This is a genomic window from Saccharopolyspora ipomoeae, assembly GCF_029952525.1.
GTDB lineage: Bacteria > Actinomycetota > Actinomycetes > Mycobacteriales > Pseudonocardiaceae > Saccharopolyspora > Saccharopolyspora ipomoeae.
On record NZ_JASAOF010000006.1, the window covers coordinates 1 to 13,038 of the forward strand.

The 13,038-nt window shown below is 72.1% G+C and carries 9 protein-coding genes; 6 read left to right on the top strand and 3 right to left on the bottom strand.

Annotation, left to right across the window (positions count from 1 at the left end; all coding sequences use genetic code 11):
* The first annotated feature begins 210 nt into the window (after positions 1-210).
* From QFW96_RS12440 to QFW96_RS12455, 4 genes are all read left to right on the top strand, one after another.
* The gene (locus QFW96_RS12440; protein WP_281455761.1) at positions 211-1,098 is read left to right on the top strand and encodes a mycobacterial-type methylenetetrahydrofolate reductase; all 888 of its coding nucleotides are present in this window, start codon (positions 211-213) and stop codon (positions 1,096-1,098) included.
* A gap of 608 nt (positions 1,099-1,706) precedes the next feature.
* Positions 1,707-3,056 carry a wax ester/triacylglycerol synthase family O-acyltransferase gene (locus tag QFW96_RS12445; protein WP_281455762.1) on the top strand — a complete coding sequence of 450 codons (1,350 nt, stop codon included), beginning with the start codon at positions 1,707-1,709 and terminating at the stop codon, positions 3,054-3,056.
* Positions 3,057-3,059: 3 nt separating this feature from the next.
* Positions 3,060-4,571 (top strand): carboxylesterase/lipase family protein, encoded by a 1,512-nt coding sequence (locus QFW96_RS12450; protein WP_281455763.1) that lies wholly within the window; start codon positions 3,060-3,062, stop codon positions 4,569-4,571.
* Positions 4,572-4,639: 68 nt separating this feature from the next.
* Positions 4,640-6,040, top strand: a complete 1,401-nt coding sequence (locus tag QFW96_RS12455) for an FAD-binding oxidoreductase (protein WP_281455764.1) — start codon at positions 4,640-4,642, stop codon at positions 6,038-6,040.
* Positions 6,041-6,186: 146 nt separating this feature from the next.
* On the opposite strand, the gene QFW96_RS12460 is transcribed toward QFW96_RS12455, so the two are convergent.
* Positions 6,187-7,035: a DMT family transporter gene (locus tag QFW96_RS12460; protein WP_281455765.1), complete on the bottom strand. Its 849-nt coding sequence runs from the start codon at positions 7,033-7,035 to the stop codon at positions 6,187-6,189.
* Between the two features lie 61 nt (positions 7,036-7,096).
* Here QFW96_RS12460 and QFW96_RS12465 point away from each other — a divergent pair, with 61 nt between their 5' ends.
* Together QFW96_RS12465 and QFW96_RS12470 are read left to right on the top strand one after the other, a co-directional pair.
* Positions 7,097-8,473 carry an aminotransferase-like domain-containing protein gene (locus QFW96_RS12465; protein WP_281455766.1) on the top strand — a complete coding sequence of 459 codons (1,377 nt, stop codon included), beginning with the start codon at positions 7,097-7,099 and terminating at the stop codon, positions 8,471-8,473.
* A gap of 25 nt (positions 8,474-8,498) precedes the next feature.
* Complete coding sequence (locus QFW96_RS12470; RefSeq protein WP_281455767.1) at positions 8,499-9,953, top strand: carboxylesterase/lipase family protein; 1,455 nt, start codon at positions 8,499-8,501, stop codon at positions 9,951-9,953.
* Here the strand turns inward: QFW96_RS12470 and QFW96_RS12475 are convergent.
* Together QFW96_RS12475 and QFW96_RS12480 are read right to left on the bottom strand one after the other, a co-directional pair.
* Positions 9,943-12,126: a thiamine pyrophosphate-dependent enzyme gene (locus QFW96_RS12475; RefSeq protein WP_281455768.1), complete on the bottom strand. Its 2,184-nt coding sequence runs from the start codon at positions 12,124-12,126 to the stop codon at positions 9,943-9,945. The genes QFW96_RS12470 and QFW96_RS12475 overlap by 11 nt on opposite strands.
* A complete protein-coding gene (locus QFW96_RS12480; protein WP_281455769.1) occupies positions 12,123-13,037 on the bottom strand; it encodes a LysR family transcriptional regulator in 915 nt (304 codons plus the stop codon). Before QFW96_RS12480 ends, QFW96_RS12475 begins: the two co-directional genes overlap by 4 nt.
* Position 13,038: the final 1 nt, after the last annotated feature.

Genomic DNA, 13,038 nt, shown 5'->3' on the forward strand with positions numbered 1-13,038 from the left:
GTCACCGCCCTCGTGCGGTGACCACCCCCGGTTCCCGCGAAAGTCGGTGAGCCCGGGGACGTTCCACATCGGACGTTCCCGGGAACGCCGGCCTCGTCGGAAAAACCTTCCTGAAATGAAAACGGTCCCTGCCGCAAGGTGCAGGTTCGCAGGCGTGTCTAGCGAGCGCTGCGGTGACCGAAGTCGACAGAAGGAATACCTGAGGCCGACATGACCACCATCGCACTCGAACTGGTTCCGCCCGACCTCGACGGCGGTGTGCAGAGGGCCGTTGAAGAAGGACAGAAGATCGCCGAGCTCAGCCGCCAATTCGGGCTGACCGGCCGCATCCGGCACGTGATGATCCCCGGGATCATCCAGGAGGACAGCGACCGCCCGGTCGACTTCCGCCCCAAGATGGACACCATCGACTTCTGGCGCACCATCCGCCCGGAACTCGGCGGCGACGTCCGCGGCCTGTGCACGCAGGTCACCGCCTTCCACGACGAGCCCGCCCTGACCGAGCGCCTGCAGGCCCTGCGCGACGCCGACATGGACGGCATCGCCTTCGTCGGCGTCCCGCGCACCATGGCCGATGGCGAGGGCCCCGGCGTGGCGCCCGTCGACGCGCTCACCAAGTTCCAGGACGTCGTCCCGCACCGCGGCTCGATCCTCATCCCCACTCGCGAGGGCGAGCAGGGCCGCTTCGGGTTCAAGTGCGAGCGCGGCGCCACCTACGGCATGACGCAGCTGCTCTACTCCGATGCGATCGTGGACTTCCTCGAGGAGTTCGCGCGCACCACGCCGCACCGCCCCGAGATCCTGCTGTCGTTCGGGTTCATCCCCGGCGTGGAGAGCAAGAAGAAGCTCATCCAGTGGCTGATCCAGGACCCGGGCAACGCGGCCGTGGCCGCCGAGCAGGAGTTCGTCGCCCGCACCGCCGAGCTCGGCTTCGAGCAGCGCAAGCAGGCGGTCGTCGACCTCTACAAGCGGGTCATCGACGGCGTGCACGACCTCGGATTCCCGATCAGCGTCCACCTCGAAGCGCCCTACGGCTACAACGCCCCGGCGTTCGAGACCTTCGCCGCCCTGCTCGACCACTGGGAGCCCGGCGAGTAACGACCACCCGGCTGGGAATCGCGGAGCCCCGCCACCGCAGCGCGACACGCCTGCGGCGGCGGGGCTTCGTGCTGCCCGGACCAGCGTTCGAGTGAGAATCCGAAGACGTAGTCGCCACCGGGCCGGTGCGGGGCGTCATCGCCGTCCGCTACACGAGTCCACCGGAGAGACGTCAGCATCCGTTCGGGTGATCGCGAATGTCGGAACAGGTACCGAACGAAGCGATCAAAACCCTTCCGAGTTTCGGCGTGGCCGATCGCGGTCGTTCTCAACCGATCATTTCTTCGCTAAGGTCGATGCGCTGGTCAGCGGTTACCCTGACCCATTGTGCAACGGTGCACCGGTTTGCGAATAAACCACACGTGCGCCGACCCGAAAACACTCACTGCTGCGGTGATCGGTGCCCGCACGCCGACTGCCGGCAGCACCGGAAGGAACCCGTCGATGTCCTTGTCACCTGCAGGTTCGGGCCCGCTCGCGGGGTCGCCGATTCACCGGAACGTCCGATTGCGAACCGGGTTCGGATTGGATTCCAGTGCGCTGCGAGAGCAAATCGGAAACTGATGCGTAACGCGAACGACCAATTCGTCGTTGACGGGAAATAGGCGATGAACGGAACCGAAACGTCCACCCGGAGTGAACTCACACCGCTCGACTGGGCATTTCTGTGCATGGAGCAGGAGGACACGCCCATGCACGTCGGCGCGGTCGCGGTGTTCCGCGCCGACGGCCCGGTCGACCGCGACCGGCTGCGGCGGCTGCTCGCCGAACGCGCCCAGCGCATCGGCCGGCTGCGGATGCGGCTGGAACGCTCGTGGCTGCAACCCCACTGGCGCGAAGCCCGCGACTTCGACGCCGCCGAGCACGTCCACGACCACGAGGTGCCCAGCCCCGGAGGCCGCGAGGAACTCGCGGTCCTGACCTCCGAGCTGATCGCCGACCCCCTCGACCAGCGGCGCCCGCTGTGGGAGCTGCACCTGATCACCGGCCTGGCCGACAACCGGTTCGCGGTGCTGATGAAGTTCCACCACTCGCTGGTCGACGGGCACGACGCCGTCGAGGTCGGGGTGCGGCTGCTCGACGAGTTCACCGACCTCACCGACACGCCCGCGACACCCCCGGGCCACCCGATCGAGGAAGCGCTCGGACTCCTCGGCAAACCGGACAAGCTGGTCGGGGCGCTGCGCGGCACGCTGGCGAAGTCCGGTGAGTCGCTGGGCATCGCCGCCTCGGTGGTGCGCAACATGCGGATCCCGGCGCAGTCCTCCCCGATGCACGCCCCGACCTCACCGGCCCGCAGGCTCGCGCTGGTGCCCGTCGACCTGGCCGACATCCGCCGCATCCGCTCCCGGCACGGCGGCGGCACCACCAACGACGTCGTGCTCGCGGTGATCACCGGAGCCCTGCGCCGGTGGATGGCCGACCGCGGCACCGACGTCGCCGAGGTGCCGGTGCGCGTGCTGATCCCGGTGTGCCGACGGCGCCGCAACCAGCCGCGCACCGGCAACAACCAGCTCTCCGGCTACCTGTGCGGGCTGCCGATCGACGAGCCCGACCCGGGCGCGCGCCTGAAGTCCCTCCGCGACGAGATGAGCGCCAACAAGAGCGGCGGTCCGCTGCGCGGCCCGGGAGCGTTCCCGGTGCTGGCGGGGAGGCTGCCGCAGCTGCTGCACCACGTCGCCACGCCGCTGGTCTCCCAGGGCGCGCCGCTGCTGTTCGACACGATGGTCACCAACGTGCCGCTGCCGAGGTTCCACGCGGCCCTCGACGGCGCCGAGGTCACCGAGCTGTTCCCGCTCGCACCGCTGGCCGCCGGCCACTCGCTGTCGATCGCCGTCTCGCAGTTCCGCGACACCGTGCACATCGGGGTCCAGGCGAACCGGGCCGCGCTGCCCGACATGGAGAAGCTCGCCGAGGCGCTGCCGCAGGCGGTCGCCGAACTCTGCGACGGGACGTGAGAGATGGTCGAGGAGAACTCGTCCGCGTTATCCGGTTTCCAGTGGCTCTACGGTGGCGTGGACCTCATCGTCCGCACCGAGCACGGCGCCGTCCGGGGCGTCGCCGACGGCGACGTCATGGCGTTCAAGGGAATCCCGTACGCGGCGCCGCTGGACGGCCCGCGCCGGTTCCAGGCGCCGGTGGCGCCGCCGAGGTGGGACGGGCTGCGCGACGCCTCCCGGCACAGCGCGTCGGTGCCGCAGGCGCCGATCCCGCCGCTGCCCGCGATCTGGCGTCCCGGCGACGCGACCGACTGCCTGACGGTCAACGTCTGGACGCCGGATCGCGGCGGGCACCTGCCGGTGATGGTGTGGTTCCACGGCGGCGCGTTCCTCGGCGGAACGGCCTCCACCGACGGTTTCGACGGCGCGGTGCTGGCGCGCGACGGCGTGGTCGTGGTGACCGTCAACTACCGCGTCGGCTACGAGGGGTTCGGCTGGGTCGAGGACGCGCCGTCCAACCGCGGCATCCTCGACCAGCTCGCGGCGCTGCGCTGGGTCCGCGACAACATCATCTCCTTCGGCGGGAACCCGGACAACGTCACGATCTTCGGCGAATCGGCCGGGGGAGTGTCGGTGGCGACGCTGGTCGCCGGTTCCGGGCGACGCGGGCTGTTCCGCCGCGCCATCGCGCAGAGCCCGGCGGCGATGTACGTCGACGAGGACGAGGCCCGCAAGCTCGGCGAGCTCATCACCGGCCCGCTCGGGATCCCGCCGACCGCGAGCGGGCTCGCCGGGATCCCGCCCGAGGCCCTGCACGCCGCGCAGGCCCCGGCGATGGCCGAGATCAGCGCGAACCGCGAGGTGTGGACCAACAACCTGCCCTACAACGTCGTCCTCGACGGCGAGGTGCTCGCCGAACTGCCGTGGGTGGCGATGCGCGGCAGCGCGGCCCACGGCATCGACGTGATCGCCGGGTTCAACCGCGACGAGGCGACGAGCTTCACGGCCGACCTGCCCGCCGAGGCCCGCGACGTCGAGAGCTTGGCGCGCGCCCTGCACCTGCCGGGATCGACGGCCGCCGAGTACCGCTCGGCCTACCCGGGCGCGTCCGACTCCGATTTGCACACGATTCTGCTCAGCGACCAGCTGTTCCGGATGCCCGCCGTCTGGATGGCGGAAGCCGTGGCGACCGCCGGTGGGCGCGGGTTCCTCTACGAGTTCACCTGGGAGACCCCGCAGCGCGACGGGGTGCTCGGCGCGACGCACGGGCTGGACGTGCCGTTCACCTTCGGCCGGTGCGACGACCCGCTGGCGGTGCAGATGCTCGGCGAGGAGCCCGCCGGGTTCGACGCGCTGTCGGCGGAGATCCGCCGGTCCTGGACGGCCTTCGCCGCGACCGGCGACCCCGGGTGGCCGCTGTACCGCCTGGCGGAGCGGCAGACGCGGATCTTCGACGACCCGGTCTCGGTGGCCGCCGACCCGATCCGCGGGTCCCGGCAGATCTGGGCGCACCGGTTCCCCGAACTTGGTTGAGGCCTCAAGCTGTTCGGCTCGTCCGCCGGGTTAGTGTGTGGGCGGTTCGTGCAGCGGGAGGTAGAGCGATGGTGGACAACTCGGACAACGCGGCGCTGCGGGCCCTGCGGGCCGCTCTGCCGGACGAGGTGCTGCTCACCGATCCGGACTCCACCGGGCGCTTCTCCCACGACGAGGCCGAGTGGGCGCCCTACGGCAAGCCGCTCGCCGTCGTGCGCGCCCGCGGCACCGACGACGTCGTCGCCGCGGTCCGGGTCTGCGCCGAGCACCGGGTTCCCGTCGTGCCGCGCGGCGCCGGGACCGGCCTGTCGGGTGGCGCGAACGCCGTGGACGGCTGCGTGCTGATCTCGCTGGAGGGCATGAACGAGATCCTGGAGATCAACCCGCGCGAGCAGCTGGCCGTGGTGCAGCCCGGCGTCGTCAACGACGACCTGCGCGCCGCCTGCCGCGAGCACGGCGCGTGGTACCCGCCCGACCCGGCGAGCTCGCCCTGGTCGACCATCGGCGGCAACGTCTCCACCAACGCCGGTGGAGTGTGCTGCGTGAAGTACGGCGTGACCAGGGACTACGTGCTCGGTCTCGAAGCCGTCGTGGGCTCGGGCGAGGTCGTGCGGCTCGGGAGGCGCACCGCCAAGGGCGTCGCCGGGTACGACCTGTGCGGGCTGTTCGTCGGATCCGAGGGCACGCTCGGCATCGTCACCGAGGTGACGGTGAAGCTGCTGCCGGGCCTGCGCGCGCCCGAGCGCACCGTGGTGGGCTACTTCGACTCGCTGGTCGCCGCCGGGGAGGCGGTGGCCGCCGTCGCGGCCTCCGGCGTGGTGCCCTCGGCGCTGGAACTGCTCGACCAGCACTGCCTGCGCGCGGTCGACGACTGGAAGAACATGGGCCTGTCCGCCGAGGCCAACGTGCTGCTGCTGGGCCGCTCCGACACACCGGGGCAGGCGGGCGAGCAGGAGGTCGACACCCTGGTGCGCTGCTTCGACGAGGCCGGCGCGACCTGGAGCGCCCGCTCCACCGACGAGCAGGAGGCCGACGCGCTGTTCTCGGCCCGCCGCCTCGCCTACCCGGCGCTGGAGCGCCTCGGCCCGCTGCTCACCGAGGACGTCTGCGTCCCGCGCGCCCTGGTTCCCGACATGCTCGCGCGCATCGAAGCCGCGGCGCAGCGGCACGACACCCAGATCGCCAACATCGCCCACGCCGGCGACGGCAACCTGCACCCGCTGATCATCACCCCGCCCGGGGACGACGACGCCCGCCTGCGCGCCCAGCGCGCCTTCGACGACATCGTCACCGACGCCATCGAGCTCGGCGGCACGGTCACCGGTGAGCACGGCGTCGGCCTGCTCAAGCGCAAGGGCCTGCACGCCGAGCTCTCGCCCAAGGTCATCGACATGCACCACGACGTCAAGAACGCCCTCGACCCCACCGGAATCTTCAACCCCGGCAAGGTCTTCGGCGACCCCTCCTGATCCGAGGCCGCCTCACGCGAGGTGGGGCTCCGGGAACGGGACAGTTCTAGCCATAATTGACCGGACAAAAGGGACGCCAACCCCGGGTGATTCTGGCTAAAACTGTCCCCCTCCAGGAACTCCTCGCCCAGGAGCGCACCTCGGGGCTAGTGGGGGAGGCGGGTGCGGACCGAGAGGGCGGCGAAGGCCACGACCGCCAGGCCGCCGAGCAGCGTCGACCAGGTCAGCGGTTCGGCCAGCAGCAGCGCCGCCCAGAGGATGGTCATCACGGGTTGGGTGAGCTGGATCTGGCTGACCTGGGTCATCGGCCCGATCGCCAGCCCCCGGTACCAGGCCAGGAACCCGGTGTACTGGCTGACCACCGCCAGGTAGCCGAAGGACGCCCACTGGATCGGCGTCGCGGCGGGCGGCTGCTCGGCCAGCGCGGCGGCGGTGAGCGCGATCATCACCGGAGCGGCCACCACCAGGGACCACGAGATGGTCTGCCACGCGCCGAGTTCCCGCGCCAGCAGGCCGCCTTCGGCGTAGCCGATCGCCGCCGACACCACCGCTCCGAACAGCAGCAGGTCCGCGAGGTGCAGCCCGCCCAGGCCCTGCAGCGCGGCGAAGGACACCGCGGCGACCGCTCCCAGCGCGGCCAGGACCCAGAAGGCCTTCGGCGGGCGTTCGTGCCCGCGCAGCACCGCCATCACGGCGGTGGCGGCGGGAAGCACGCCGATCACGACCGCGCCGTGGGTGGCCGGCGTGGTGGTCAGGGCGTACGAGGTGAGGAACGGGAACCCGACGACCACCCCGCCCGAGACCACCGCGACCCGCGCCCACTGGGTCCCTCGCGGCAGCCGCTGCCGCAGGGCCAGAAGCGCTGCGGCGGCGAGGATCCCGGCGACGGCGCCGCGACCGGCGGCGATGAGCAGCGGCGAGAGCCCGCCGACGGCGATGCGCGTGAACGGGACGGTGAAGGAGAACGCCAGGACGCCGAGGAACCCCCAGCCCAACCCCGCCCGAGACGGTGATAGCGCCGGTGGTGCGACTGCGATAGCGCTACTATTGTTTCTCATGGTCGACGATAGCAGTGGCCGGATCGTGGCGGAACTCCGCGCGTGGATGGCGACCGCGAAACCCGGGGCGAAGCTGCCCTCCACCCGCGAGCTGGCCGCGCGGCACGGGGCTGGTCCGGTGACGGTCCAGAAGGCGCTGCGCACCCTGAGCTCCCAGGGTTTGGTCGAAAGCAGGCCGGGCGTGGGCACTTTCGTGCGCTCGACGAGAACGGCCCGACCGAACGACTACGGCTGGCAGACCGCAGCGCTGGGGTCGCCGCGGAACACGCGGCCCACGTTGCCCGCCGCGATGCGTCCCGCGCCCAACGACGTCATCGCGCTGCACTCCGGGTACCCGTGCCGCGAACTGCTACCCGAGCGGCTGGTCCGCTCCGCGTTCACCCGCGCCGCGCGCAGCGACGCGGTCGTCGACCGTCCCCCGTCAGCGGGCGTTCCGGAGCTGCAGGCCTGGTTCGCCGCCGAGCTCGGCACGGCTGTTCCCGGTGACGTGGTCGTCTTCCCCGGCAGCCAGAGCGGTTTGAGCGCGCTCTTCCGGGCGCTCGTCGGAGCCGGTCGGCCGCTGCTGGTGGAATCGCCCACCTACTGGGGTGCGATCGTCGCCGCCGCCCAGGTGGGGGTGCGGACGGTGCCCGTGCCGACCGGTCCGGACGGGCCGGACCCGGAGCAGCTGTCGCGGGCCTTCGAGACCACCGGTGCGCGCGCCTTCTACGCCCAGCCGAACTACGCCAATCCCACGGGGGTGCAGTGGTCCTCGCGGCTGGCCGAGGAGGTGCTCGACATCGCGCGCCGGCACGGCGCGTTCCTGATCGAGGACGACTGGGCCCACGACCTGGGCATCACCACCGATCCGACCCCGGTCGCCGCGCGCGACGAGGACGGGCACGTCGTCCACCTGCGGTCGCTGACCAAGACCGTGGCGCCGTCGGTGCGCGTGGCCGGGGTCATCGCGCGCGGACCGGCGCGCGAGCGGATCCTCGCCGACACGCAATCGGAGGCGGTCTACGTCAGCGGCATGCTGCAGGCCGTGGCGCTCGACGTGGTGACCCAGCCCGCCTGGCGCACCTACCTGCGCGATCTCCGCGAGCAGCTCGCGGCCCGGCGCGACCTGCTCGCCGAAGCCGTCCGCGAGCACGTGCCCGGGGCGCACCTGGAGGTCCCGGCGGGTGGGCTCAACCTGTGGGTGCGCCTGCCCGACAGCACCGATCTGCCCCGGCTCGTGCGCGACTGCGAGGACCGCGGGGTCGTGGTCGCCCCGGGTGACGAGTGGTTCCCCGCCGAGCCGACCGGGCGCTTCCTGCGCTTGAACTACGCGGGGCCGAACCCCGGGGCCTACCCCGAAGCGGCGCGGATCATCGGTGCGGCGGTGGTCGGATGACCCCGTCTGATGGTTGTATGGATACATGCAATTCGTGGTGCGGGCCGAGAGCGGGGCGGTGCAGGGCGCCGCTGCGGGTGATGTGCAGGTGTTCAAGGGGATCCCGTTCGCGGCCCCGCTGGACGGGCCTCGGCGGTTCCAGGCTCCGGCCGAGCCGGAGCGCTGGGACGGGGTGCGCGACGCCACGCGCTTCAGCCCGGCGGTCCCGCAACCGCCGATGGCCGACGGGCTGCCGTCGTCGTGGAAGCCGGGTGACGGCACCGACAGCCTCACGCTCAACGTCTGGACACCCGACCCGTCCGCGAACCTGCCCGTCATGGTGTGGTTCCACGGCGGCGCCTACCTGGCGGGCAGCCCGTCGGAGAGCAGCTACGACGGGGCGCGGCTGGCGAGCTCCGGCGTGGTCGTGGTGACCGCCGGGTACCGGGTCGGCTACGAGGGGTTCGGCTGGGTCGACGACGCGCCCGCCAACCGCGGCATCCTCGACCACCTCGCCGCGCTGCGCTGGGTGCGGGAGAACATCGCCGCCTTCGGCGGAAATCCCGACAACGTCACCATCTTCGGCGAGTCCGCCGGGGGCACCTCCATCGCCACCCTGGTCGCCGGGTCCGCGCGCACCGGGCTGTTCCACCGCGCGATCGCGCAGAGCCCGGCGGCGATGTACCGGGGTGAGGACGAAGCGCGCAAGGCCGCCGAGCTGATCACCGGTCCCGTCGGGGTGCGCCCGACCGTCGCCGAGCTCGCGAAGGTCCCGGCCGAGCAGCTGCACGCCGCGCAGCGCGACGCCGCGGCCGAGATGACCCGCAACCGGGCGGCCTGGTCCGACACCACGCCCTACGGCGTGGTCCTCGACGGCGAGACGCTCGGCGAACTCCCGTGGGTCGCGCTGCGCGGCGGCGCCGCCAGGGGAGTGGACCTCATCGCGGGCTTCACCGCGGAGGAGGCCACGCTGTTCACGGCGATGATGCGCCGCGAGCGCCTCGACCCCGATCGGCTGGCCGCCGACCTGCACCTGCGCGACGGCGTGATGGACCAGTACCGCGCCGCGCACCCCGATCTCGACGACGCCGGGCTCTACAACACGCTGCTCAGCGACAAGCTGTTCCGGGTGCCCGCGCAGTGGATCGCCGAGGCGCACGCGGCGGCGGGGGAGCGCAGCTACCTCTACGAGCTCACCCTCCAGGCTCCCAACGGGCTGGGCGCCTGCCACGCGCTGGACATCCCGTTCACCTTCGGCAACACCGACGGCCCGCTGCTGGAGCTGCTGCTCGGCGGCGTGCCGGACGGGTTCGAGGAGCTCTCCGGCGAGTTCCGCCGCTCCTGGACGTCGTTCGCCGCCACCGGCGACCCCGGCTGGGACCGCTACCAGCCCACCGACCGCCGCACCCGCGTCCTGGACATCCCCAGCTCCACCGTCTCCGACCCGATCGCCGCCTCCCGGGAGATCTGGGCGCACCGCTTCCCGGAGCTCACCGCGTGAGCTTGAGCGCGGCGGCTTCGACCGCGTCCTCGTCGAGCAGCACGTGGTAGGCCGCCGCGCCGAGCGGGATGAAGCTGTCCTCGCTGGTCACCCGACTGATCGGACCGGTGAACCCGGCGTCCACCAGTGAGGTGATCACGGGCTCGGACACGCCTCCGCTTCGGCGGGTCTCGTCGACGACGAGCACCCGGCCGGTGGCCTCGGCCGCGGCCAGCAGGTCCTCGGCGGGCAGCGGTGCGAGCCAGCGCAGGTCGAGGACGCGAGCGGCCACGCCGTGCCGCCGGAGCCGTTCGGCGACGCGCAGGCTCATCGGAACGCCGTTGCCGAAGCTCACCAGCGTCAGGTCGGTGCCGTCGCCGTAGGTGCGGGCACGGCCGATCGGGACGCGGTGCTCGCCCGGCACCGGGTAGTCGGCCAGCCAGCCGTCGTCGCCGGGTTCGTGCAGGTCGCGGGTGTGGTAGAGGGCGATGGGTTCGAGGAACGCGCACACCCGGCCGTCGACGCGGGCCGCCGCGACGCAGGTGCGCAGCATCGCCGCCGCGTCGTCGGGGCGCGACGGGGAGGCCAGGACCACGCCGGGCAGGTCGCGCAGGGCGGCGACGCTGTCGTCGTTGTGGAAGTGCCCGCCGAACCCCTTCTGGTAGCCGTAACCGGCGATGCGCACGACCATCGGGTTGGTGTAGCGGCCGTCGGAGAAGAAGCTGAGCGTGCTCGCCTCGCCGCGCAGCTGGTCGGCGGCGTTGTGCAGGTAGGCGAGGTACTGGATCTCCGGGATGGGCAGCAGGCCGGCCAGGCCGGCGCCGAGCGCGGTGCCGAGGATGCTCTGCTCGTCGAGCAGCGTGTCGAAAACCCTGCTGCCGCCGTACTTCTTGCGCAACCCCCGGGTCACGCCGTACACGCCGCCCTTGCGGGCGACGTCCTCGCCGAAGACGACGACGCGGTTGTCGCGGCCGAGCTCGTCGGCCAGCGAGCGGTTGATCGACTGCGCCAGCGTCAGCGGACCGCCGGAATCCGCGCGGCTCGGCGAGTTCTCGGCTGCTGCGGCGGCGATGGCGTCGGGGGAGTGGCGGTGCAGGGACGCCATGACCTCGCCCGCGCTGCCCAGCTTGCGGCGGCCCAGCGCCTCCTCGGCGAGCGCGTCGACCTCGGCCCGCTTGGCCTCGTAGCGGTCCAGGACCTCCTGGGCGGTGAGGGTCCCCCGTGAGATCAGTGCTCTCGCGGTTCCGAGCAGCGGGTCGCGGTCCTGGTCGCCGGTGATCTCGGTGCGCGACCGGTACGCCGACTCGACGTCGGACCCGGCGTGACCCATCAGCCGCACCGTGCGCAGGTGCAGGAACGCGGGCGCCCGGTGTTCCCGGACCCAGTCCGCCGACTCTCGCGAAACGCGAAGGCACTCAACGGGATCGGATCCGTCAGCGGTGAAGTAGCGGAGTCCCGGGCGGTTCCCGTAGGCGGTGGCGATCCAGCCGGACGGCGTGCGCACGCTGATGCCGATCCCGTTGTCCTCGCAGACCAGCAGCAGCGGCATCGGCAGGTCCTGGAAGGCGCAGTGCAGCGCCGAGTTGATCGCGCCGGTGGCCGTCGAGTGGTTCGCCGAGGCGTCGCCGAAGCTGCACACCACCACCGAATCCGCCGGCCACTCGGCCTCGACGCCGAGCCGCGCGCCCCGCTCCAGGGCGAACGCCAACCCGACCGAGCGCGGCAGGTGCGAGGCGATCGTCGAGGTCTGCGGGATCACCGCGAGGTCGCCGTGCCCGAAGACCTTGTGCCGACCGGCCGAGATCGGCTCGTCGGCAGAGGCCACGATCCCCAGCAGCACGTCCAGCAGCGGCGTGCTCCCGGCGACCTGCCGCGCCCGCTCCAGGTAGAACGCCCCGGACCGGTAGTGCAGCAGCGCCGGATCGCTCGACCGCAGCGCCGCCGCCACGGCCGCGTTCGACTCGTGCCCCGACGACCCGATGCTGTAGAAGCCCGCACCCCGCTTCCCCAGCTCACGTGCCTTGAGGTCGAGATGCCGACTCCCGATCTGCGAGTCGAACAACCCCACCAGATCCGCGGCCGAGGCCGGGTCCGACCCGATTTCAATGGAACTCGGAGATCCGACTTCCATTGAAATCGCGGTACCGAGGTCGGGGACGGTGCGGACGAAGTGCTCGTCGACGGGTTCGGTCATGACTGCTCCCACTCGGACGCGGCCGCTGTGCAGGACGAGGCCAGGAATTCCAGGGCGATCGGTAGCAGCGGGTTGGTGTTCTGCTTGCGGTAGAGGACCTTGACCCGGCGTCGCGGCTGGAAGCCGGAGATGCGGACGATGCCGGGCTGGTCCCGGGGGATGGCCAGCGCGGGCAGGACGGCGACGCCGAGCTCCCGGGAGACCAGGTCGCGGATCACGGTGTAGTCGTTGCTGCGGAAGGTGATGCGCGGGACGAACCCGGCCGCGGCGGCGAGCCGGATCAGCGACCGCGCGCCCGCGGTGTCCTCGCGGGTGCAGATCCAGTTGTCGTCGGCCAGGTCCGCCAGCTCCACGCGGTGGCGCCCGGCGAGGCGGTGCGAGGCGGGCAGGACCACGTGCAGCGGTTCGGCGAGCAGCTCCTCGGCGCACAGGTCGAGGGGCCACTGGCGCGGGTCCAGGTCGTACTCGAAGACCAGCGCCGCGTCGAGCACCCCGTCGAGGACGCCGTCGACGACCTCGTCGGGTTCGCCCTCGTCGAGTTGCACCTCGGCGTGCGGGCGCTGCGAGATCACCGCCGCCAGCACGTCCGGCAGCACCCGCGAGTTGGCGGTGGCGAACGAGGCCAGCCGCAGGCTGCCCTCGTCGCCGACGACCATCGCCCGCACCTCGCGCTCCAGCGAGTCCAGGGCGCCGAGCGCGTCGCGGCTGCGCTCGGCCAGCCGCAGCGCGAGCGCGGTGCTGCGGGCCGACCGGGCCGAGCGCTCGAACAGCGGTGCGCCGATCGCCCGCTCCAGCAGCACCATCTGCTGCGACACCGCCGAGGCCGTGTAGCCCAGCGCGCGCCCGGCCTCGGCGAACGAGCCGGTGCGCACGCACTCCTGCAGCGTGCGCAGGTGAATCGGGTTGAGCACG

Coding starts and splice junctions, on each gene's coding strand:
- QFW96_RS12440 (WP_281455761.1), top strand. CDS start 211: ATGACCACCATCGCACTCGAACTGGTTCCGCCCGACCTCGACGGCGGT.
- QFW96_RS12445 (WP_281455762.1), top strand. CDS start 1,707: ATGAACGGAACCGAAACGTCCACCCGGAGTGAACTCACACCGCTCGAC.
- QFW96_RS12450 (WP_281455763.1), top strand. CDS start 3,060: ATGGTCGAGGAGAACTCGTCCGCGTTATCCGGTTTCCAGTGGCTCTAC.
- QFW96_RS12455 (WP_281455764.1), top strand. CDS start 4,640: ATGGTGGACAACTCGGACAACGCGGCGCTGCGGGCCCTGCGGGCCGCT.
- QFW96_RS12465 (WP_281455766.1), top strand. CDS start 7,097: ATGGTCGACGATAGCAGTGGCCGGATCGTGGCGGAACTCCGCGCGTGG.
- QFW96_RS12470 (WP_281455767.1), top strand. CDS start 8,499: ATGCAATTCGTGGTGCGGGCCGAGAGCGGGGCGGTGCAGGGCGCCGCT.
- QFW96_RS12475 (WP_281455768.1), bottom strand. CDS start 12,126: ATGACCGAACCCGTCGACGAGCACTTCGTCCGCACCGTCCCCGACCTC.